Here is a 23,304-nt window from a genome sequence, read left to right as displayed (position 1 = left end):
GACCTCTTCTAACTCGCACATATTGGAGATACCCCATGAGCGGTAAACATCCTTTAGTACAAGCTGTAGAAAATGCTCAGCTTAAACAAGACATCCCTGCTTTTGCTCCTGGTGACACAGTAGTTGTTCAAGTAAAAGTAAAAGAAGGCGACCGTGAACGTCTACAAGCGTTCGAAGGCGTTGTAATCGCTAAGAAAAACCGTGGTTTGAACTCTGCGTTCACAGTACGTAAAATTTCTAGCGGTGTTGGTGTTGAACGTGTTTTCCAAACTCACTCACCAATCGTTGCTAAAATCGATGTGAAACGTCGTGGTGACGTACGTCGTGCTAAACTTTACTACCTACGCGAATTGTCTGGTAAAGCTGCACGTATCCGTGAAAAATTACCAGCTCGTAAAACTTCAGCTTAATTGTTGCTGTTTTAATGAGTTAAAAAATGCGCCTTTTGGCGCATTTTTTTATGTCTAAAATTGGGCTGCTTTATAAGCCTTGGAGTTTTAAACGATTGTAAGCGTCCGCTGAACCCCATGCCTATTTTTTAATTCGGTTCAGGTTTCCAGCGGTGTGGTAGCAATTCTTCAATCTGAGTCACTTTATGTGTCGGCAACCTTTTCAGCACATCACTTAAATAGGCATACGGATCCAACCCATTCAGCTTTGCTGACTGGATTAAAGTCATGATATTGGCTGCTCGCTGACCGCTGCGCAGCGAACCTGCAAATAACCAGTTCTTACGTCCCAACGCCCAGGGGCGCATCTGGTTGTCGGGTAGTCAGACGCAGTTACCTACGTCCAACCCCCTAAGAACCGTGCATGCGAGTTTCCCAGCACACGGCTCAAGCCTCTGCTAAGGCGCCATTCGGCACCCGGTTATACATCGTTGACATTGGCAAACTGAACATTCCTCGGACAATACAGATGGTAAATCTCAAGATTAGCAACTGCATCCGTTCCACCATGACTTAGCTTCACAATATGACGGCTGTGCCATGGTGTATCTTTGGTGACTGGTTTAAGACAGGCGCAGCAGCGACCACCTTGTTTTAGCCACACCCGATACAGCTTGGCTCGCCCCTTTGCGGAGACCAGCATTCTTTTACCCCATCGGGATTCGAAGTACTCATCCCATGCGGGGTCATGAGGGTTAGCAGCAGCCTTGATCTTGATATGTCGCACAATTGGCGTGTCCGAGGCAGACACTAATGTGTATTGTCGCTTCCGACCATCGGCGGACTGTTCATCACATGAGAACACCCATCGACGCGCTCCTTGTACTTTGAAATACCGATCTTTGACCCATCGGAGTGTCTTGCGAGGGTGGCGACGTACAGCCCATCGCCAGAGCATTTCCCACACTGCGTTGTCTACCTGGTTGAAAACCTTCTTGGCAACGACATGACTATGATAGTTGGCCCAACCCCTTAGAATCGGGTTGAGCAAACCGATCAAAGTGGCCTGTCGTGTCGCTTTATTTGCATTGATTAATGCTCGCAGCTTGTCAAGGTGAGCGCTGATGTTTGCCTTTGACGGCTTGATCAGTAGCTTGCCGTTGTACTTACGTACGTTCCAGCCAAGAAAATCGAACCCGTTCCCTATGTGCGTGATTTTGGTCTTTTCCTGAGAGAGCACGAGACCGCGCTGCGCCAGAAATTCAACCACGGCAGGACGAACTTCATTTTCGAGCCACTCTTTAGAATACCCCGTGATGATGAAATCATCCGCATACCGTACCAGTTGCAGCTTTTTGCCTGTCCATTTGGCGTTAGAGAACCTCTTAGCCAGCATCGTTTCCAGTCCGTCCAAGGTCATGTTGGCCAGCACCGGGGAGATAATACCTCCTTGCGGTGTTCCGGAAAGACTGGGAAACAGCTTGCTTTGGTAGACGTAACCGGCTTTGAGCCATTTCCGTAGAATCACCTTGTCCATTGGGAGGTTGGCGATCATCCAGTCATGGCTGATATTGTCGAAACAGCCTTGAATGTCACCCTCTAGCACCCACTCCGCACTTACTTTTCTTGACAGCACACCAAAGCACTGTGCTGCAGCATCCGCGGTTGAGCGTTGCGGTCTGAACCCATAAGAGTTCCGATCAGCGATGGTCTCCGCGATGGGTTCCAAAGCCAGCAGATGGAGCGCCTGCATGGCCCGGCATTTCATCGTGGGTATCCCGAGAGGTCTCATCTTGCCATTTTTCTTCGGAATAAGGACTCTCCGAAGCGGAAGGGGCGTGTAACCTCGCCTCTTCAACGACATCATCGCACCGGTCTTGGCCTTGGGTGTATTCCAAGTCACCTTGTCGACCCCAGCCGTGTTTTTGCCTTTGTTTTCAGACACTCGTTTGACGGCCAATGCTTTGCCACTAAACGAGTGAGTCAGCAGCCATTGCAAAGCTTTCGCCTTGTTATGCCTGCCGTCTTGTACCGCCTTCACAATACGCGCTTGCAGCCCTCTGACATGACGCTGTACAGCAATCCAATCGATGCTGTCCCACGATGTGCTGGAAGGTGCACACGCTGATACTGCTGCATTCATTTGCTCTCCCTCCATTAAAAGGGTTCTACACACTCTCTTGTGATGAGAGACCATAAGGACGTCAGCCCGCTTTCGCGTGGGGTAATGTTTCAACCTCTATCCAACCCATTACAGACTGGCATTCGCTTTTTCCTCGTTCCTTCGCCCGCATCACCATGGGCAGTTTTTGCAAACTGCTTTCCCAATGGGAGTAATACGGGATTTCCACGTTCCGCTTACTGAAGTACATCGGCTTAGGTGCCTGCTATCGACCGGGAGGCGTATGGGTCACGAATGCGTAGTCGAAAGACGCAATTCCCACCTCCATTACCGTTTTGGTTCGAGCGTATCAGCCATTTCCGCTCGTTCAACTTAACGATCGTTACGCAGATTCACATGTGTTCACCATACCGATTATCTAGCCCTTGTCCGGCTATGGCTGCCAGAAGGGTACGCCTCTCACGATTGATACCCCGCACCTTGCGGTGCCTCGTTACATTGTCGAAGGCGCTCTTTATTCAGCCTTCTAGATTCACCCGGTGACACGGGTGGTTCCCGCAGGGGGAACAACTTCATTAAGCGACTTCGTGTCGCACCTCAACCCAATTATTATCTATAGGTAAATTGCCATCATCCAGATAGCGGCTTAAGGCTGGCCAACGCTTCAGAGTGTAATTGATCGCCTTGGCGGTTGGAGAACTCGATGGTACCGTCAGTTGATGTTGGTTGAGCCATTCATATAGTTGTTGCATCACTGGTTGACTATGCTGTTGTCGGTATTCGCGGCGGTCTTCCACTGTACCATCGGTCTTTTTCCTGAGTTCTGCTTCTATCGCATACAGTTTCTGAATCAGCACCAATGCCTGTGCAGCGACCTGACTTTTCCCGGTCACATGCAGTTCATGGAATTTACGACGTGCATGGGCCATGCAGCCCACCTCGATGACCTGGCCTGATTTAAAGCGTGCTTTATAACCACTGTAATCATCACAGACTAGATTGCCCTGCCAGCCTTTCAAGAACTCTGCAGCATGCTGGCCTGAACGACTATCCTGAAAGTCATAGATCACCGCCTGAACTGGATTGTACTGTGTAGTGGCATAGGCCCAGACATAACCTTTCTTCGGTTTTTTATCATTCTCACCCATCCGCATGATGGTGACCGGCGTTTCATCGGCATGGATCACCCGCTGTTGCAGCACCACCTGTTTTAAGGCATTGGCCAGAGGTTCCAGTTCCACACCGCAGCGACCTATCCAGTCAGATAACGTTGATCTAGAAAGCTCGATTCCCGCCCGCTGATAGATCAGACGTTGACGGTACAGCGGTAAATGATCGGCATACTTCGATACCAGCACATGGCTGAGCAGTTCAGGTGAAGCAATGCCTTTATCAATCACATAGGCAGGCATCGCTTGCTGAGTCAGGGTGTCACACTGATCACAGACCCATTTGCCACGGACATGCTGTTCCTTGTAGAACTGTGCCGGTCTGAAATGCAGTTTTTCACTGATATCTTCGCCGATACGACGTAACTGGCAGCCACAACTGCATTGGGTTGATGCAGGTTCATGCTCAATACGGATGGTGTGTAGATGATCGGGCAGCAGTCGACGTTTAGGTTTGTTGACTGTGGCTTTCTCTGTCGATGCATCGGTTTTATCTGCATTCAGCCGCTCCAGTTCCAAATCAACTGCTGCGATATCTTCTTCGACCGCCTCATCCCACAGATGGATTTGTTTTGCGGTGAGATGTTCGTTTTTACTACCGAATTTGTGCTGTTTAAACAGCGCCAGTTCATGCTCGTATTTTTGATTGAGAATAGAAAGATGCTGAACTTTGGCATCCAATTGCTGGTTTGATTTTTCTAATTCTTGATTTGATTGTGCCAGAGACTGATGCTGCATTGCCAACTGTCTGGTAAATTCCAGCAGTTGTTCATGGGTCAGTTGGCTTAAGTCTGGCAGCGTATTCATGACCGCAGTATGCCTGAGGTCATGACGCAGAGGAAATAGAACGTTTGGAGAATAGCAGAATGGACCAGCCTGGTTTAAAGCATCGTCACCACCTGCTGTCGTCCAATGCGCTGCCAAGGTAAACCCTGGATCAGTGCTTGTAACTGTTCCGGACTGATCGCCATGCTTTCACCCTGGTGAACCTGCGCCCAGTGGAATTTTCCCTGTTCCAGCCGCCGGGCACACAGCCAGATGCCCAGTCCATCATGTACCAGCACTTTCATGCGATGGCCACGTTTATTACAGAACAGGTAAGCACAATGCGGTTTAATGTAGCCAAAGGCTCTCACCACCTGAGCCATGACAGTATCCATCCCTGCTCGCATATCCAGAGGTTGGGTAGAAAGCCAGATTTCATCAATGCGGATCATGTTGCAAGTGCCTTGAGTAATTCTGCTAAAGTAGATATTTCTGATACTTGCCATTTCAAGCCAATTTCTGCTTTTGAGTGGGGTAAAGTAATTTGAACCGTTAACATGTCAGTAGGAGTAGGATCTAATGGTGCAGAGCAAGATAAGGCAATAAATGCAGGTTTATTCGGTAGTGGTGAGCGATCATTCCCTGGCTTACCATCAATTAAGCGAATCCATTTGGATACAAGATTTGTATTCAATCCATGTTGCAAAGCGACCGAAGCAATTAAAACGTTCGGTGCTTTACAAGCCTGAACGATCTGCTGTTTAAATTCAGCACTGTATGTTCTTCGTTTTTTCGCAAGAGATGCGATGGATGTCTGGTGATTTGTAGTCATAAATTTTAGTCCCCACTTGTTTTTAAGTGGGGACTAAATTAAGGCTTATAGGATGAATTCATAAGGTGTGTTCAGCGGACGCTTACAAACGATTGGCATGTTGGCGGTAGACGTCTACAGGATCTGGAGCAAAGAGTGCTTTTAGACCTAGGACTTGGTTCACTTCATCAAGGTGATTCCAATTGTAGTTATCGCGAATGGTTTTACCGAATTTAGCGCTGCAACATGGCACTAAACCATCATTATCTCGACCACCATCAATTAAAAGACTGGTTGCTTTTAAAATAGAGTCTACATCGAGTAGATTGGTCACAGTCCCTACACCAGTAAAAGAATAGTGATAGATGCCGCCGTCTAAAGCCTTACCTTCACCACATTGAGTAGTAGGCATCCCTAAAGGATATTGTTTTGCGAATTGAGCTGAGCCTTGTGTACTTAAGCTGTTCGCACTTGCCAAGGAATCATGTGGATAGCTATTTGGATCTAATCCTTGAGCCCATGTAATCGCTTTAGACAGACCATTTACGACTGTTGTTACAGGCGTTTCTAATACAGGTGCAATATCACGAATGGTTAGAATAAGATCTGAGACAGGGGAGCCTTTATTGGTTGCACCCACACCGGTTAAAGATGCAACATATTGTGGTTTAACCCCTGCCACATAACGAATCGTAGGTCCACCATGTGAATGCCCGATGAGGTTCACTTTAGCAGCACCTGTGACAGCGCGAATATCTTCGACTTGCTGAAGCAGTTGTTCACCACGAATTTCTGTTAAATTAAAAGGTGAAACACGAGTTGCCCATACATTTGCACCATTACGTGCTAAATCAGGCAGAATTTGATACCAGTAATCTAGACCAAACTGATCCGTTCCTACACGTATAAAGCCTGCCATACCGTGAGTAAATACAATCGGATATTTGGTTTTGGCATAAGTCGACGTTGCTTTTGCAGTGACTTGAGTGGCTTCAGATGCTTGTGCGTTGAAAAATCCACTGCTTAAAATTAAGCTTGCAGTAAGCAATATTTTTTCATTTTATTCCCCGAATTAAAACAGCAAGCCATACATTCCTATATGACTCGCTGGGTTGACTATTTTCTTGTTTAAATTTTTATAGGCCTTGTAGCTTTAAACGATTGGCATGTTGACGATAGACATCGACTGGATCTGGCGCAAAGATATTGCGTAAGCCAAGTACCATATTCACTTCATCCATATGGTTCCAGTTGTAATTATCACGGATGGTTTTACCGAAACGCGCACTACACACTGAAACAAGACCGTCGTTATTTTTACCTTTATCAATTAACAGGCTGGTGACTTTTAGTGCTGAATCAGGATCTAAGATGTTGGTGACTGTACCTGTGCCCGTAAAGGTATAGTTATAGATCCCACCATCGACAGCTTTACCTTCACCACACGCTGTCGTTGGCATGCCGAGTGGGAAGCGTTTATTAAAATCAGCAGAGCCGGCAAGAGTTAAGCTTTTACCACCAGCTAGTGCATCATGTGGGAAGCTTTTTGGATCTAAACCTTGTGCCCATGTGATGGCTTTAGAAACAAAGTTCACTGTACCAACAAGTGGATTTTCAATTGGAGTACCTTCAGCAGATAAAATTAAATCTGCAACAGGAGAACCTTTATGTGGCGCACCGACACCTGTTAATGACGCAACCAGTTGTGGCGCAACACCAGCGACATAACGAATCGTTGGGCCACCGTGTGAATGCCCAATTAGGTTTACCTTTTTAGCACCGGTAATTGCTGTGATTTCTTGAACCTGTTGAAGAAGTTGTTCACCACGAACTTCCGATGAGTTAAATGGTGAAACGCGAGTTGCCCATACATTAGTGCCATTACGTGCTAGGTCAGGCAAGATTTGGTACCAGTAGTCCATACCGAATTGATCGGTACCAATACGAATAAAACCAGCCATACCGTGTGAGAACACAATTGGGTATTTGGTTTTTGCATAGGTGCTGTTTGATTTAGCTGTCACTTGGCTGGCATGTGTGGAGGCTTGCGTTAACATTGCCATCGAAGCCGCGATTAAGCCTAGGCTTAACAGTCCATATTTCATTGTTATTTCCTCATTTTTGTTTTTATGGCTTTCCAAGCCATAAATTAGTGTAAAGCTGATTTTTATAAAAAATGCTGTGTTTTATAGAGGCTTGTGTAAACGACTTAAACACGGGTAAATATCTTAAAAAATTCCTTTCCTTAAAATAGACTTTATAAACCTTGTAGTTTTAAACGGTTGGCATGTTGGCGATACAATCCAATCGGGTCTTGTGCAAAAGGAGATAAAATGCCAAAGAACTGATTTACTTCATCAAAATGATTGTGATAATAATCTTGTCGAATAATCTGCCCATAGCGACCACTACATAAAGGTAATGCACCATCATTGGCTTCACCTTTTAAAAAGGTTCCACCTAAGCTGACCACAGTACTTTCGATAACATCCAGTGGATTGGTGACTTGTCGATTGCCCATCCATGAATAATGATAAATCCCATTGCTTGTACGTTTTGTCCCTTGTGACTTGCAGTCTTTTGGAATAGCACTTGAGCCATATTTCGTGTTAAAACTATCGATACGATTTGGATTCATTGCATCGAGTGCTGCTTCAATGTCGACAGGATATCGATTGGTTGTTAACACGTTCATGGCATAGCCCAGTAGTGTGCCAAATGCCTGAATAAATGGTTCAAGTAGCGGTGTTTTAGCTGCATTGATAAAGACAGGTGTGCCTTTCATTGCGCCAGCAATAGCAGTCAGGGAAGCTGCTTTTTGAGGTGCTACACCCTCAATATATTGAATGGTTGGGCCACCTTGGCTATGACCAATTAAATTGACTTTAGTTTTCCCTGTAATTGCCAAGACTTCATCAATTTGCTGTAACAGTTGTTCACCACGAATTCCATTGGAACCCACAGCAGAGAGTTCAGCAGCAAATACACGTGCACCATGACGACTTAAATCTTGTGGAATTTGGTACCAATAATCTAAGCCAATGCGATCTGTACCAATCCTGTTAAAACCCAAACCAAAGCCATGAACAAATATAATTGGATATTGCGTCTTGGCATAAGTCGACATGACAAAATTGGTTTTATAGTCCTGTAATGCTGAAGCATGAACCAGCGAGCTAAACATAAAGCTCAATGCACCAAGCGTAAATATTGTTTTCATTGTGGCTACGCATCCATTTTACATTGGGGTGATAAAGCGTATTTAAAACGCCTTTATCTAGAGGATAAAGGCGCGAGTTTGCTTATAAACCTTGTAGTTTTAAACGGTTGGCATGTTGGCGATAAGTTGCAACTGGATCAGGCGCTAGTAAACCTGTCAGACCAAACATCATATTGGCAAGGTCGGTATGATTAAGTCTGTAGTTGTCGTTGATGACCTTGCCGATATATGCACTGCAACGTGACACCATACCGTCATTATCTTTATTGCCATAAGATAAAGGACCGAGTTGCATCAAGATGGTATCGATATCTAAAGCGTTGGTCGCTTGAGCCACCCCAGTCCATGAGTAGTAATAGATCCCTTTACTGTCCTTGGTTTTTAAGTTTTTATTGCAATTTTCAGTTGCTGCAAGTACGCCATCTTTTACTGCATTTTGAGCTACAGTGTCATTGAAGCTTTTAGAACCCGTTTGAGTGAGCGATTTCATCGAGGCATCAAAGTTAATTTCTAATTCAGGTTTCAATTGCGCTAAGGCAATCAGTGGACCAAGCAGATAATCACCAACAATATTAAATGCAGTTCGCAGTAAAGAACTGTTTTGGATGTCATCGGCAACTTTAGAACCGTGATATGTACCAGCAACGCCTGTGATCGAAGCAATGTATTGAGGTTTGGTCTGTGCAACATAAAGCACTGTTGGTCCACCATGTGAGTGACCAATTAAATTCAGTTTTGGCTTACCTGTAATGGCCAACACATCTTCAACCTGTTGAATGAGTTGTTCACCACGATGTGCTGTGGTATTGGCAGGAGAGAGCTGAGCTGCAAAAACTGTAGACCCATTGCGTGCCATGTCTGGCAAAATTTGATACCAATAATCCAGTCCAATGGTATTGGTGCCCATACGTTGCCAACCTAACCAACCGTGTACCATTAAAATTGGATATTTGGTTTTGGCATAGTCAGATTTTGCTTTTTCAACCACTTGTACCGCATTTACAGCAGCACTCGTTTCTGTACTTAAGCCAGTGGCGAAAGCAGTGCTAAGCCCAAGGGTTAGCGGGGTCGCAATTTTTAAAAAACTTCGCATATTGAATAATCCTTTATGTATTTTTAATGGGTGATCGAATTGTGTTTATAGGGCCTGAGAAGTGGCATAGGTGGTTTTGCCAGTTCATGTTTTAATTATTTTCAGGCGCTTATTTTTTCAGCTTATGCTGTGAAAACCATGTCATTTCAGGACAGCACCTGTACGTTGGTCGGGAAAGTCAGCATATTAAGTTGAAGTATTTTTAAGTTAATTATAAGTGTTTGAAATTAATTAAGTAATTTATGATTTACAGACATAATTGGTAACATTTATGTGGGATAAAAAATAAGACAAAAAAAACCGCGAAATCAGTATATTCGCGGTTTCAAAATAAAAGGCTGTATTTTAGTTAAGTGAGTTCTATATAAAAAGGGCTGCTTAATCAGCAAAAGGTAATTTGCCACCCTGATCATGCACTTGCTCAAAAGTTTCAATACGTAATTTATCTTCCGGTTTATTAAAGTGCTGATTACGTAGCTGTTGAATTGCTTGTTGTTTTGCTGAATCACTCATCGTGCTTTTTACAATTTGATCTCGCTCGGATAGATATTGATTAACGCTGTTTTTCCATTGCACACGTTCACTGTCGAGATTCTCTAAACGTTGGGTTGCCTCAGGCCCGACCAATTTAAGTCGCATCTGACGGATATCTTCGCTTGAGCCACCGCGCGCTTTAATGTCGGCTGTCAGCTTACGTAAATCATCGAGTTTATTGATCTGTTCAAGGTTTTCTTTCCAATCCTCTGGAAGGGCATCGAATAAGGCTTTTAGTTTTTCAGCTTTTTGTGCTTCAGTTAAATTTTTATCATCCAAAACTGCCATACGATCTAAGGTATATTCATGATAGGTGTCTTCTGTGCCAAATAATCCTTCAATTTCATAATTGGAGAAGAAGCGTTTTCTTAGACTTTGGGTACTATTATAAATACTGCGGTAGTAAGCAGGATCTTCTTGATTAAGACCAGCGGGGGCAGTGATTTCACCTAAAGATTTGCGGTAATCGATATAGCGCGTCCATAAATCAATAATTTGTGACAATGCCGGTTCTTTGTGGTTTTGGCTAATATATGTCTTAAAGTCTTTCTGAATTTTTTCTAAGGATTTTTCGCCGTATTGGGTAATAAAATATTCAAAACAATTGCGGGTAAGTTCATTCACAATCAAACGATTACCGGCATCTAGCTGCATCTGGCAATTAATTTCAGTATCTTGTTGGCTACGACTTGGAAATATACTGTCTGATCCTGAATTTAAAGCCGCCAATTGGGACTGTTCAATACTGCTTTCGGGGCTGAGGTCGGCATCCTGTGCACGTTGATCCTTCGATGGTGCTAACCACATAATCAGACCCACTAAACAAGCGAGGATGATGGCAATAATGATCCAAATTTTATATTTCTGCATATCCTATGCACCTAATTTTTAATTATTTCAGAATTTTTTAGCAATTTTTAATCGGCTCAATATGCCATAAATCGTTTCGAATAACATAGAAAAGTTGTAAATAATTCATCAGGGTTTTACCATTGCGCCAATTTTTTATATTGTCTGATTTTTTGTCATGAAAGCATCATCTCCTAAAATTCAGCGTCGTCATATCAGCGGTGTATTTCTACTCAATAAACCTTTGGGTATTAGCTCAAATGGCGCGTTGCAAAAAGTGCGATGGTTGTATCGTGCACAAAAAGCAGGACATACCGGCGCGCTAGATCCACTCGCTTCAGGTTTATTGCCAATTTGTTTGGGTGAAGCGACCAAGTTTTCGCATTATTTACTCGACTCAGTTAAACGCTACCAAACCACGATCCAACTTGGACATAGCACCACAACGGGTGATGTTGAGGGTGAAGTGCTTTTAGAAAAAGCAGTCCCTGAACTTTCAGAGCAATTCATTCAAGAGACACTTGCAAAGTTTGTGGGTGATATTCAACAAGTGCCACCGATGTATTCGGCATTAAAAAAAGAAGGTCGTCCTTTATACGAGCTAGCGCGTCAAGGCATTGAAATTGAACGTGAAGTGCGTCCAATTACCATTTCAGCGATTGAACTTTTATCATGGACTGAAAACAGTATTACCCTTGATGTAACTTGTTCAAAAGGCACGTATATCCGTGTGCTTGGTGAAGATATTGCCAAAGCTCTAGGCACGTATGGGCATTTAACCTATTTGCACCGTACCAAAACCGGTCTATTTGATCTGATTCCTACATATACCATTGAATATTTGGAAAGCTTGACCGAACAAGAACGTGAAGCATTGCTCTTGCCTGCGTATGCACCGGTTCAACATTTGCCACAGGTTCAGGTGCCTGAAGGTCGCGGAGAATCTTTTAGCCGTGGTATGGAAAGTAATATTGAACATGCAGCAGAGCCACAGGTGTTAGTTTTTGATGGGGAAAAATGTTTAGGATTGGCAGAAATTAACGATAAAAAACGCCTGATCCCTAAACGCGTACTCAATCTCTAAGCAGCACATTTATGGAAATTGAGATCATCATCAGTTTAATTGTCTTTGCTTTTATGGCAGGGGCAATTGATGCTGCAGTGGGCGGTGGTGGTCTGATTCAAATTCCCGCCATTATGGGAAGCCTGCCGCATTTAGTGCCCGCGACGGTATTTGGCACCAATAAATTGGCATCGATTTTTGGTACGGCATCCGCTACTTTGTCGTATTTAAAACAAGTCAAATTGCCTTGGCTGCTACTTGGTGTGATTGCGCTATGCAGTTTCGTCAGCGCCTTTATTGGCGCAGCCAGTGTCACGCTGATTCCTGTCGATGTTTTAAAACCTCTAGTTCTCGTAATGTTGATCGTGATTGCGATCTATACCTTACTTAAAAAGCAGTTTGGTCGTGTTCATGTCGAAACTGAGCTGACCACAAGGATCCTTATCCTTGCTGCACTAGGTAGTCTTGCGATTGGTTTTTATGATGGAATCTTTGGTCCGGGAACGGGCAGTTTCTTTATTTTCTTCTTTATTCGTTATTTAAAAGTCGATTTTCTACATGCTTCTGCATTGTCGAAACTCGGTAATTTCACCACCAATTTAGCGGCATTAAGCTTTTTTGTGCCGACAGGGCATGTGCTCTTTCAAATTGGTGCCATGATGGCGGTTGCAAATATTTGTGGATCACTTGTTGGAGTAAAGCTCGCACTGAAATACGGCAGTGGTTTTATTCGAATTTTATTTCTCATTTTAGTCAGTCTTTTAATTTTACGTCTGAGTTATCAAATGTGGTTTGCTGTTTAAAAGATGTAAACCATTCTCAATATTAAAGTTTTCTATACAAATTACGCGCATAAAATACCCTGAGTTGACGTAACCATTTGGTTATGATGCTGCACATACATAACAAAAAAAGGAGCTTGAACACATGACAACTATTTTTGAAGCACTGCGTGAAAGTCATGATGTACAGCGTGAATTGGCAGAAAAATTAGTGCAAACCTCAGGGGACACACCTGAACGTCGTGAGCTATTTGATCAGCTTAAAAATGAATTATTTGCGCATGCTGTTGCAGAAGACCGTTACTTTTATATTCCTTTAATGATGACCGATTCAGGTCTGAATATCACCCGTCACGCTTTGGCAGAACATCATGAAATGGATGAATTATTAGAGCAACTGACAGAAACTGAATTTAGTAATCCGGGGTGGTTGGCAATTGCGAAAAAACTTTCTGAAACGGTTCATCACCATTTGGAAGAAGAAGAGCATGGCTTTTTCCAACAAGCCGGTAAAATTTTAGAAGATAAGCAAAAAGAGAGCCTTGCGAAAAAATATCAGACTGAATATAAAAAATATAAAAAGCTCGATAAAGACAGTTTGGTCTAAGTTGAAAATAAAAAGATGGCACGTGCCATCTTTTTTATGCCTGTTTGGTTTGTCGTGCCGCTCGGAATGTTACTCCAACGGAAGCCAGCATGATGCAGCCTAAGGCAATCCATTGCAGTATGCCAATGCGTTCACCGAGCAGAATAAAACCGGTGAGTGCTGCAAGTGCAGGGGATAAACTCGACAGCGTGCCATAGCTCATTTTATTTAACTGTTTCAGCGCTTTTAAATCGAGTGCATAAGGAATCGCAGTCGCTAAAATCGCAATCACAATGGCTTTGCCCCAGTATTGAGTATCTACCACTTGAGCGGCGTTGTTATAGAGTCCAATAGGTAGTAAGCATAGAGCAGAAATACTGATTGCGATGGTCAGCGCATGCATCCCAATGTTTTGCTGCACCACACGTTGCCCAAAGAAAATATAAAATGCCCAGCACAATCCCGCACCTAAGGCACAGGCTGCGCCCCATAAATCAAATTGATGATGTGCAGCCTGACTCCATGGCACCATCAAACCAATGCCTAAAATCGCCAAAATCACCCAAATATAATCGCCACGGTTTTTGATTGACAGCAATGCTAACCCTAATGGTCCAACAAACTCTAAACCGACAGCAATTCCTTGCGGTAATTTGCCGAGGGACATATAAAATAGAATATTCATCAATCCCAATGCTGTGCTATAGCACAATAAGTCTTTCCATTTTAAATAAGGCAGGCGAGATAAAATCTTCCATGAACGGAACATCACACAGACAATAATCGATGCAAAACACAGCCGTAAAATGGTAACAGTGACAGGGTCAAGTACGCTAAATAGCTGTTTCGCAAAGGATGCGCTGATTTGGTATGAGGTCATGGATAAGACCATATACAGCACAGCAAGTAATTGAGCATTTGGCATGGGAGAGCGCTACACCAAACGGTGCAATTGGGGGCAAAAGGAAAGATGAATTATAGCAAATTGGTTAAATTTTGATGAGTACTTTGGCTTGAAAATTTACTTTATCGTGCTTTGCGTTTTTGCATCGTCACGGTACAGCCAATGGACGCGCTGATAATGGTGGCAAGTGCTAGCCACTGTGTCCATAGTAAAGACTCACCTAAAAATACAAAACCGGATAATGCTGCAATGGCAGGTTCTAAGCTCATGAGTGTGCCAAAACTCAGTGCTGTTAAATTACGCAGTGCAATCATTTCTAAAGTAAAAGGCAGCGCACTTGCTAAAACTGCTAAGCCTAAAAAATACATCAGGCTGATCGGCTCAAAGGTATGTGCAGGCATCCTTAAACAGAGGGCAATTGGCATTAAAATACACATCCCCACAAACATACCGAGACATACAGTATGGTTGCCTGAAACACCGGATGGTTTTTGTCCTGCCACAATATATAGTGCCCAACAGCTCCCAGCCCCTAAGGCAAATAAAATTCCAATCGGGTCGAGTGGTTCTATAGCTTGATTGAATGGGAATAGTAAAATTAAACCAAGAATGGCAAGACCAACCCAAATAAAATCAAACTTTTGCCGCGCATGAAATAATGCCACTGACAATGGACCAATAAATTCAAACGACACCGCAATGCCAAGCGGTAAGCGATGAATCGCGAGATAGAACAATAGATTCATACCGGCAAGCGCGACACCATAACTAATAATGGCTTTCCATTTCACTTGCTGACAATTGATCTGCCAAATTTTAAAAATCAGTGCCAAAACCAAAGCGCCCAACAGTAAACGCATTGCTGAAACCGTCACAATTGGAAATTGCTCAAAGAGTATTTTGGCGAATGAACCACTGCTTTGCATGCTGATCATCGCAATCAGTAAAATTAGTGGTGCTTGCACCGCAGGTGCAATTCTAAAATTGGGCATAAAACAGAGTAGGGGTATTCAGAATAAAAATATGACGTGCTAAGCAATAAATATAAATAGCAGAAATAAAAAACCACAGCGTAAGGCTGTGGTTTTTGGAGCAAGCGTTGCTTAGAACAATACGCGAACGCGGATTGTACCTTCAACTTCGTGCAGAGTATCGAGTGCTTCTGAAGATGCAGTTGCATCAACATCCATCACTAAGTAACCCACATCGCCTTTAGTCATTAAAGACTGACCAGAAATGTTGATGCCATGCTCAGCAAACAAGTTATTGATTTTTGACAAGACGCCTGGAATGTTTTTATGAATGTGAAGTAAACGGTGTTTACCTTCAGTCAATGGAAGTGCGATTTCAGGGAAGTTCACTGCAGATAAAGTCATACCTTTATCAGAGTAAGCTACGAATTTCTCGCCCACTTCAAGACCGATGTTGGCTTGCGCTTCCATGGTCGAACCACCCACGTGCGGTGTTAAGATCACGTTCGGGATGTTACGAAGTGGAGAAACAAACTCTTCACCGTTCGCTTTCGGTTCTTTCGGGAATACGTCAACCGCAGCACCTGCAAGGTGACCTGATTTCAACGCTTCAGCCAAGTCTTCAATCACAACACATGTACCACGTGCCGCATTGATGAAGATTGAACCTTCTTTCATTTGAGCAAACTGTTCTTTACCCATGAAGTTACGAGTAGACGGAACGTCAGGTACGTGGATTGATACCACGTCTGCATTTGCAAGCAATTCGCCCATTGAGCCAACTTGACGTGCATTACCAAGCGGTAATTTAGTCACTGTGTCGAAGTAAATTACTTTCATACCCATGCTTTCAGCAAGGACAGAAAGTTGTGAACCAATTGAACCGTAACCTACGATACCTAAAGTCTTACCACGAGTTTCAAACGAACCGACTGCAGATTTGTTCCAACCGCCAGCGTGTGTATCTGTTGATTTTTCAGGGACACGGCGAAGAAGAAGAATTGCTTCAGCAAGTACAAGTTCAGCAACCGAACGTGTATTTGAGTAAGGTGCGTTAAATACTGGAATACCGCGACGCATGGCTGCATCTAAGTTCACTTGGTTCGTACCAATACAGAAACAACCCACAGCGATCAGTTTGTTCGCAGCTTCGAAGATTTCTTCAGTCAATTGAGTACGTGAACGAATACCAATGAAATGCGCATCTTTGATCGCTTCTTTCAGTGCTTCACCCTCAAGCGCTGTTTTGCGATAGTCGATGTTGGTATATCCAGCAGCATTTAATGTGTCGATTGCGTTTTGATGAACGCCTTCTAACAATAAGAAACGGATTTTATCTTTAGGTAGAGATAGATGTTGGCTCATTACGGCTCCGCTACAAAGGCCAAATTTAGTGCGCATATCATAGCATAGGACAGAACAGGATATATATTTCCTTTATGACCAAAACATCAACTATTTTTGCAAGTGATATCAGTAAAAATGGTAAGGATGGTTGAATTAAATGTGCATTTTCAAAGGTATATTATGAAAAATGTCATTTTTTCAGGGAAACCTCAAAAAATAGCTTATAATATTGCGCCATGCTTTTAAAGCCGTGCGTTTTGGTGCTTTAATGTGCATGTTTCGTCTAGGATTTATACAGATTTTTATGCTTAAAAACTGTGCAAACGATCAGATGAAGTCTTTCCTGTTTATATCACGCTAGGTCTGCAAACGATGAATGCTCCAGTCGCTTTAACCCCTGAGTTATTGACCCAATTGACTGCAATTGTGGGTGAAAACCGTATTAAAACCGATACGGATAGTCTCCAAAATTGGGGTCGCGATCATACTAAGCACTTTGATCCAAACCCATCTGTCATCGTTTTCCCATCTTCGACTGAACAAGTTCAAGCGATTGTAAAACTTGCTAATCAGTTCAATGTAGCGATTACCCCAAGTGGCGGTCGTACCGGTCTTTCTGCAGGTGCGGTAGCAGCGAACGGTGAAATCGTGGTGAGCATGGACAAGATGAACCAAATCTTGGACTTCTACCCAGCAGACCGTATGGTGCGTGTGCAAGCAGGTGTAGTGACTGAACAACTGCAAAACTATGCCGAAGAACAAGGCATGTATTACCCAGTCGATTTTGCATCATCAGGTTCAAGTCAAATTGGCGGTAACATCGGTACAAATGCCGGTGGTATTAAAGTCATCAAATACGGCATGACACGTAATTGGGTGCTAGGTCTGACTGTCGTGACAGGTAAAGGCGACATCCTGCGTTTGAACAAAGGCATGATCAAAAACGCAACCGGTTATGCACTTCAACACTTATTTATTGGTGGTGAAGGCACATTAGGTTTAGTGACTGAAGCTGAAATTAAACTTGAACGTCAACCGCACGACTTACAAGTGTTAGTGCTTGGTGTTCCTGATTTTGATGCGGTGATGCCAGTCCTTCACGCATTCCAAAAGAAAATCGACCTCACTGCATTTGAGTTCTTTGGTGAACTTGCAATGCAAAAAGTCTTGGCCAATGGTCATGTACAACGTCCATTTGAAACTGAATGTCCATTCTATGTATTGCTTGAGTTTGAAGCACCATTTGAACCGATTATGGATTCAGCGATGGAAATCTTTGAACACTGTATGGAACAAGGTTGGGTGCTTGATGGCGTGATGAGCCAAAGCCTTGAGCAAGTACATAACTTATGGCGTTTACGCGAAGACATTTCTGAGTCAATCGCACCATTTACACCATACAAAAATGATATTTCAGTGTTAATTACGCACGTTCCTGCATTTATTAAAGAAATTGATGCGATCGTGAATGAAAACTACCCTGACTTTGAAATTTGTTGGTTCGGTCATATTGGTGACGGTAACTTGCACTTAAATATTTTAAAACCTGAGAATTTAAGCAAAGACGAGTTCTTTGGTAAATGTCAGGTGGTGAACAAATACGTATTTGATACTGTTAAAAAATACGATGGTTCAATTTCAGCGGAACACGGTGTGGGTATGACCAAAAAACCGTATCTTGATTACACCCGTTCAGCAGAAGAAATCCAATACATGAAGGCACTCAAACAAGTATTTGACCCTCAAGGGATTATGAACCCAGGTAAATTATTCGATTTATAATCGAAACATTTACAAAAAAGCGCTTCGAAAGGAGCGCTTTTTTTATTAAAAAATAAAAATAAAGAACGACTTGCGTTATGATGGGCCCAAAATATAGATAAATATAATGAGGGCGTATGAACTTAAAAAATTGTCAGGATTGCGGGAAACAGTATAGTTTAAGAGCACCGACTTGCATTCATTGTGGAGCGCCAAATGACGATTTATCACAAGTAAATCAAGCTGAAAAAGATAGCGACGATAATTCAATTTGGGGTTGGATAGGCAGTATTGTGTTCGGTGTTGTTGTATTTCTTGCGATGGCACCTGATGTCCGTGTACACGTTTTACGAATGCTGAATCCAAATAGTGATGTTGTGACTGAGAATGAGATGAGATCATGTGATTCGACAGGCGCTTATAATCAAATGAAATCGGCATTTGATCAAAGCCAATATGCCTTAAGTCTAAACCTTAAAGCTATTACTGTTCAAACTAAACAACTAGATACAGAGTCAGGCAGTACAATGACATGTCAGGCAGAAATCATGCTAAATAATAGCGAAAAAATACGCTATGTATTCAATTTTATTCAACAAAATGATCAATACTTAATTCAAGGTCGATCTGATGAATAAAGCATTCTTTTTACAAAAAAGCGCTTCGAAAGGAGCGCTTTTTTTGTTTTTGTGTAAATGGAATTACATAGCATCAATAGTTTTGAGTTAGAAACCGCGGCATCATAGTTGCAGATAAAAATGACAAAACAATAAGGAGGCATGATGCAGCGTTTTTTAGTGGTTTCGGGTTTGATCTTGGCTGCGACATTATCGGGTTGTGCTACAACACAACAGGTCATTTCTAAAGTACAAAGCCCCAATACGCCGTTGGAACAAATTTTAAAAGAGCGCGCTGATTTGGTACATGAACTTGCCACAGTTGAATTCCGCCAATACTTTAATAATGTTGAAAATCCGACTTTAGCGGAAGTCAAAGTTACCCAAACCGGTTTAATGGATGATTCGGTTGCTGCTAAACGCACCACCTATAATTTTAAATTGGTCGATCATAAGTGGGTGCAAGTGGGCAAAAAGCATGAGCATCGCTGTGCACGCGGCAAAAATACCAAAGATTTCCAAACGGCAAATTGTCCATAATATTGTTTGCTTTTTAAGCAAAAATTCTTTAAAAGCGTATCTTAGGATGTGCTTTTTGATTGAGCCTATCTTGATGTTGATCCATAACAGTTTTGAATCCTAAACTCTGTTAAACTGTCTAAAATTCATTCAAATTCAAGCGATTGAAAAGCGCTTAGACCTTATGCAAAGCACTCAAACTTCTAAACTCACCCGTGCCACACTCATGTTTCCTTTGGCATTGGTGTTGTTTGAGTTCTCTGTTTATATTGGCAATGACCTTGTACAACCCGCCATGCTTGCCATTACCAAAGACTTTGGCGTAAGTAGCACATGGGCACCCTCGTCCATGTCATTTTACTTATGAGGTGGGGCATTTATTGCCATTTTGCTTGGGCCGCTGTCAGACCGACTTGGACGAAAAGCCGTATTGCTCGGTGGGGTGGCATTTTTTGTTGTGACTTGCCTTGCTATTTTGCTCACACCCAATATTGAAAGTTTTCTTGCATTACGCTTCTTACAAGGTTTTGGGTTGTCTGTCATTGGGGCAGTGGGTTATGCCGCCATTCAAGAAACCTTTGAAGAACGCGATGCGATTAAAGTCATGGCACTCATGGCCAATGTGTCCCTACTTGCACCTTTGCTCGGACCGGTGCTTGGCGCATTTATGATTGAGCATGTGTCATGGCATTGGGGCTTTATCGGAATTGCGGCTTTGGCATTTGTGAGTTGGTTTGGATTAAAAGCCAAAATGCCGAATCCGACCCTTAATGTAGTAAAACAGCCGCTCAGCTATGTATGGGATGACTTTAAACAGGTTCTGAAAAATAAACGCTTTTTAATTTTAACTCTGTCCTTGCCGACCATTAGTATGCCACTGATGTTATGGATTGCCTTATCACCAGTGATGCTTGTAGAACGTCTAGGTCTAACAAGTATGCAATATGGCTTGGCGCAAATTCCGGTATTGGGCGGACTCATTGCTGGCAATTTGGTGTTACTGAAAATTATCGACACACTGCCACTTGGACAAACCGTGATGCGTGCTGTACCGATGATGTTCATTGGCACACTTGTCATTGTTGCAGGCTTATATATGCCGGATTATTTTGTGCATTGTTTGATTGTCGGCATGACCATGATCAGTTTTGGCGAGGGGATTAGCTTTGCCGTGATGTATCGCTTTGCGCTCATGTCATCAGATGTTGCTAAAGGCACGGTCGCTGCTGCCGTATCTGTATTGATGATGCTGACTTTCTTTACCGTCATTGAACTGGTCAGAATGTTATATGAAGCATTTGACCTTGTGGCTTACATCACAGTATGTTTTATCTTTATTGCTTTTTGGTTTGGCATACCACGTATGCAGCTCAAACAGTTGATGCAAGAACGGCAGGATAATGGGGAGTTCTAAACTACAAACTCCCTATGAAGCCAATTGATCTTAAACCGTTTAGGCTTTCGCAGTAGGCTGCTGCATTTTCTTTAATTTTAAGTCGAAAATGAAAGGTCCAAATGGCACGATTGAAGCAATCAAGCCCATAATAAACATGCCTAAAGACCATTTTTGTTTTTCGCATACCGTAAATAGCACGACCAAGAATAAAACGAACAAAACGCCATGTCCCATACCGATGTATTTGACCAAGATGGGATTATCCATCATGTATTTCACAGGCATGGCAATGAATAACAGCAATAAAAAGGAAATACCTTCGAATAAGCCTACAAGGCGTAATGTTTTAATCGTCATAGTGTTTCATATCATCTAATAATTGTTTTGAGTGTAACGGAAATACAAGCATAGAGAAATAGTGAAAATAAATATTAAGTGCCTGTATTTAAATAATAATTCTGAGTGAATTGGTCTGTTTTTATGGTGTTAAACTTGAAAAGTGCCATAAAAAAAGCACCCCAAATAGGTGCTCTTTTTAAATTGATGTTTAGATCACGCCACAAGCAATACGATCACCGCCACCGCCTAATGGTTTAGGGTCATCAGCGTAGTTATCACCACCGGCGTGAATCATAATGGCACGACCTTTTACGTCAGCCAGTTTAAGTCGTGGCGCAATAACATTGACTTTTGCTGTGCCGTCAATTGCCACTAACAGGGCAGGCAAGTCACCTAAATGTCCTGTTAAAGGCGTACCGTGATTTTTGGCATTGGTTGGATTGTAATGTCCACCTGCGGCAAGTGCAGCGCCCATTTTTCCATCTTTCATGGCTGGTGCACATGAGCCTTTTTCATGCACATGGAAACCATGCGGACCCGATGGCAAATTGCGTAAATTGGTTTGAATCACAAGACCTTCAGCACTATCGAACATTTGCAGCGTACCAATAGACTGACCAATGCCATTGGCAGAAACCGCATTGATGGTGACAGTGCGTGCATGACCATGTGCAGTTGTGCTGTTATTTTGATGGTTTGGTTCTGAGGTCGTGCTACATGCGCTAAAGCCGAGGGCGCAGAAAGCAGCTAATGCGGTCATTTTTACTGAATTCGTCATACAGATACTTCCAATTTATTGTGATGAACTGAATAAATTGAAACATCATTGCTCTGCGAATTCAGTAAATAATAAGCGGCTGAAATGTTTAGCTTTGTAAGTTTTTTAAAACTTTAAAGTGGTGATTTATCGTCGATATCAGGATCAATATCATGTGCCATCGTGGCTTTTGGCATCATCAATGGTTCATTTTGATTGGTCTCATGCAACCATTCACGCCAAATTGCGAGTAACACCGCCAAAATCACTGGACCAATAAATACCCCAACTAAACCAAAACTGGCGATACCGCCCAATACACCAAACATAATCAGTAAGAATGGAATTTGGGTTGCACCTGAAATCACCAATGGACGAATGACGTTGTCTGCGGTACTCACCACACATACACCCCAGACCATTACACCTACAGCTTCAATAGTTTGACCCTGTGAAAAGAGCCATAGAGCCACGGAGCTATACGCTAGAGGTGGACCAAATGGAATTAAAGCAAAGATAAAGGTCACAATGGTCAGCACCATTGGATTTGGTACACCCGCAACAAAATAACTCACGCCTGCAAGCAAAGCCTGTGCGACAGCGGTTAGACCGACACCATAAACTACGGCACGTGTGGTATCTGAAATTGTATCTAAGTAATGATGAATACGCGGACCAACGACCATTTCGAAGGCTTTACGTACCTGATTTAAAATGGTTTGACCATCACGGTAGAAGAAAAACAGCGACATGACGGCAAAAACCAGTTTAAAAATATTTTTACTGATTTCATTAAACAGAACTTTACCGTAATTTAGGTGACCTTGAATCCATGCAGACACGGTTTGAATAATGCTATTCGGATCGGTATTGATATCACGAATTGTACGGGCAATTTCTTTACCCACAAAAGGCAGTTGACGAATAAAATCAGGTACATGCAGATGCCCGGAAAAGACTTGCTTTTGCAATTCGAAATATAAATTACGGCCTTCATGTTGCAACATAAAGATTGCAAAAATAAAAGGTAAGCCCAGTACCAACAGTACCATCAAAATCATCACTGTCGCACTGACCGTTCGACGCTGTCCGCACATATGCATGACTTTTTGATAGAGTGGCCACGTCATATAAGCAATAATCGCAGCCCAAACCACAGGCACGATAAAGTATTTGAGAATGCTGAAACTCAAAAACAGCAGGATAAAGAACAGTCCAAACAACAAGACTTTTTGTAATGTAGGCGCGTAGGGTTGCACAGACTTCCATGATTTTTTGTAAGGCTTATTCAGCATATTAACTGAAAAAAA

At 42.8% G+C, this 23,304-nt stretch carries 21 protein-coding genes and 3 pseudogenes; 8 read left to right on the top strand and 16 right to left on the bottom strand.

Features of this window, described 5'->3' with window-relative positions; genetic code table 11:
• The first annotated feature begins 35 nt into the window (after positions 1–35).
• Positions 36–410, top strand: coding sequence for a 50S ribosomal protein L19 (gene rplS, locus A3K93_RS10900; protein ID WP_067731248.1), 375 nt, complete (start codon positions 36–38; stop codon positions 408–410).
• Positions 411–538: 128 nt separating this feature from the next.
• Here the strand turns inward: rplS and A3K93_RS10895 are convergent.
• The 10 genes and pseudogenes from A3K93_RS10895 to A3K93_RS10850 form a co-directional block, all read right to left on the bottom strand.
• Positions 539–766: pseudogene (locus A3K93_RS10895) on the bottom strand (transposase domain-containing protein); the annotation flags it as partial.
• A gap of 104 nt (positions 767–870) precedes the next feature.
• Positions 871–2,532 carry a group II intron reverse transcriptase/maturase gene (ltrA, locus tag A3K93_RS10890; RefSeq protein WP_067731731.1) on the bottom strand — a complete coding sequence of 554 codons (1,662 nt, stop codon included), beginning with the start codon at positions 2,530–2,532 and terminating at the stop codon, positions 871–873.
• Between the two features lie 575 nt (positions 2,533–3,107).
• Positions 3,108–4,487: pseudogene (tnpC, locus tag A3K93_RS10885) on the bottom strand (IS66 family transposase); the annotation flags it as partial.
• 74 nt (positions 4,488–4,561) lie between these two features.
• Positions 4,562–4,897 (bottom strand): IS66 family insertion sequence element accessory protein TnpB, encoded by a 336-nt coding sequence (gene tnpB, locus A3K93_RS10880; RefSeq protein ID WP_067728626.1) that lies wholly within the window; start codon positions 4,895–4,897, stop codon positions 4,562–4,564.
• On the bottom strand, positions 4,894–5,277 hold the full coding sequence (gene tnpA / locus A3K93_RS10875) for an IS66-like element accessory protein TnpA (protein ID WP_067731247.1): 384 nt from the start codon (positions 5,275–5,277) through the stop codon (positions 4,894–4,896). The genes tnpB and tnpA overlap by 4 nt, the downstream gene beginning before the upstream one ends.
• Before the next feature lie 82 nt (positions 5,278–5,359).
• Entirely contained in the window at positions 5,360–6,307 is a 948-nt protein-coding gene (locus A3K93_RS10870; protein WP_067731246.1) for an esterase/lipase family protein, read from the bottom strand.
• An 85-nt stretch (positions 6,308–6,392) separates the two neighbouring features.
• Positions 6,393–7,361, bottom strand: coding sequence for an esterase/lipase family protein (locus A3K93_RS10865; RefSeq protein WP_067731245.1), 969 nt, complete (start codon positions 7,359–7,361; stop codon positions 6,393–6,395).
• Between the two features lie 152 nt (positions 7,362–7,513).
• Positions 7,514–8,476 carry an esterase/lipase family protein gene (locus A3K93_RS10860; protein ID WP_067731244.1) on the bottom strand — a complete coding sequence of 321 codons (963 nt, stop codon included), beginning with the start codon at positions 8,474–8,476 and terminating at the stop codon, positions 7,514–7,516.
• 82 nt (positions 8,477–8,558) lie between these two features.
• A complete protein-coding gene (locus tag A3K93_RS10855) occupies positions 8,559–9,569 on the bottom strand; it encodes a lipase family alpha/beta hydrolase (protein ID WP_067731243.1) in 1,011 nt (336 codons plus the stop codon).
• Positions 9,570–9,947: 378 nt separating this feature from the next.
• On the bottom strand, positions 9,948–10,973 hold the full coding sequence (locus A3K93_RS10850; RefSeq protein ID WP_067731242.1) for a lipase secretion chaperone: 1,026 nt from the start codon (positions 10,971–10,973) through the stop codon (positions 9,948–9,950).
• A gap of 157 nt (positions 10,974–11,130) precedes the next feature.
• On the opposite strand from A3K93_RS10850, the gene truB reads away from it, so the two are divergent.
• The 3 genes from truB to A3K93_RS10835 all read left to right on the top strand — a co-directional run bounded on the left by truB (position 11,131) and on the right by A3K93_RS10835 (position 13,404).
• Positions 11,131–12,036 carry a tRNA pseudouridine(55) synthase TruB gene (gene truB, locus A3K93_RS10845; RefSeq protein ID WP_067731241.1) on the top strand — a complete coding sequence of 302 codons (906 nt, stop codon included), beginning with the start codon at positions 11,131–11,133 and terminating at the stop codon, positions 12,034–12,036.
• Between the two features lie 11 nt (positions 12,037–12,047).
• Positions 12,048–12,818 (top strand): sulfite exporter TauE/SafE family protein, encoded by a 771-nt coding sequence (locus A3K93_RS10840; protein ID WP_067731240.1) that lies wholly within the window; start codon positions 12,048–12,050, stop codon positions 12,816–12,818.
• A 124-nt stretch (positions 12,819–12,942) separates the two neighbouring features.
• On the top strand, positions 12,943–13,404 hold the full coding sequence (locus A3K93_RS10835; protein WP_067731239.1) for a hemerythrin domain-containing protein: 462 nt from the start codon (positions 12,943–12,945) through the stop codon (positions 13,402–13,404).
• 34 nt (positions 13,405–13,438) lie between these two features.
• Here A3K93_RS10835 and A3K93_RS10830 read toward each other — a convergent pair whose 3' ends face one another.
• From A3K93_RS10830 to serA, 3 genes are all read right to left on the bottom strand, one after another.
• Entirely contained in the window at positions 13,439–14,308 is an 870-nt protein-coding gene (locus A3K93_RS10830; RefSeq protein WP_067731238.1) for an EamA family transporter, read from the bottom strand.
• A gap of 101 nt (positions 14,309–14,409) precedes the next feature.
• Positions 14,410–15,279, bottom strand: a complete 870-nt coding sequence (locus A3K93_RS10825; RefSeq protein WP_067731237.1) for an EamA family transporter — start codon at positions 15,277–15,279, stop codon at positions 14,410–14,412.
• Between the two features lie 111 nt (positions 15,280–15,390).
• A complete protein-coding gene (serA, locus tag A3K93_RS10820; RefSeq protein ID WP_067731236.1) occupies positions 15,391–16,623 on the bottom strand; it encodes a phosphoglycerate dehydrogenase in 1,233 nt (410 codons plus the stop codon).
• Between the two features lie 354 nt (positions 16,624–16,977).
• Between serA and A3K93_RS10815 the strand changes: the two genes are divergently transcribed.
• From A3K93_RS10815 to craA, 4 genes and pseudogenes are all read left to right on the top strand, one after another.
• On the top strand, positions 16,978–18,387 hold the full coding sequence (locus A3K93_RS10815) for an FAD-binding oxidoreductase (RefSeq protein WP_067731235.1): 1,410 nt from the start codon (positions 16,978–16,980) through the stop codon (positions 18,385–18,387).
• Positions 18,388–18,503: 116 nt separating this feature from the next.
• On the top strand, positions 18,504–19,004 hold the full coding sequence (locus tag A3K93_RS10810) for a hypothetical protein (RefSeq protein WP_067731234.1): 501 nt from the start codon (positions 18,504–18,506) through the stop codon (positions 19,002–19,004).
• 144 nt (positions 19,005–19,148) lie between these two features.
• Positions 19,149–19,523: a hypothetical protein gene (locus A3K93_RS10805; RefSeq protein ID WP_067731233.1), complete on the top strand. Its 375-nt coding sequence runs from the start codon at positions 19,149–19,151 to the stop codon at positions 19,521–19,523.
• Between the two features lie 163 nt (positions 19,524–19,686).
• Positions 19,687–20,916 (top strand): annotated as a pseudogene (gene craA, locus A3K93_RS10800) (chloramphenicol efflux MFS transporter CraA).
• Between the two features lie 39 nt (positions 20,917–20,955).
• Here craA and A3K93_RS10795 read toward each other — a convergent pair.
• From A3K93_RS10795 to A3K93_RS10785, 3 genes are all read right to left on the bottom strand, one after another.
• Positions 20,956–21,255, bottom strand: a complete 300-nt coding sequence (locus A3K93_RS10795) for a DUF3817 domain-containing protein (RefSeq protein ID WP_067731232.1) — start codon at positions 21,253–21,255, stop codon at positions 20,956–20,958.
• Positions 21,256–21,445: 190 nt separating this feature from the next.
• Complete coding sequence (gene sodC, locus A3K93_RS10790) at positions 21,446–22,015, bottom strand: superoxide dismutase family protein (RefSeq protein ID WP_067731231.1); 570 nt, start codon at positions 22,013–22,015, stop codon at positions 21,446–21,448.
• 113 nt (positions 22,016–22,128) lie between these two features.
• On the bottom strand, positions 22,129–23,253 hold the full coding sequence (locus tag A3K93_RS10785) for an AI-2E family transporter (protein ID WP_442855641.1): 1,125 nt from the start codon (positions 23,251–23,253) through the stop codon (positions 22,129–22,131).
• Positions 23,254–23,304: the final 51 nt, after the last annotated feature.

It is taken from the genome of Acinetobacter sp. NCu2D-2 (assembly GCF_001647675.1).
Lineage (GTDB): Bacteria > Pseudomonadota > Gammaproteobacteria > Pseudomonadales > Moraxellaceae > Acinetobacter.
Note: the sequence above shows the minus strand (reverse complement) of the source record. Positions and strands in the feature narration are given on the sequence as shown.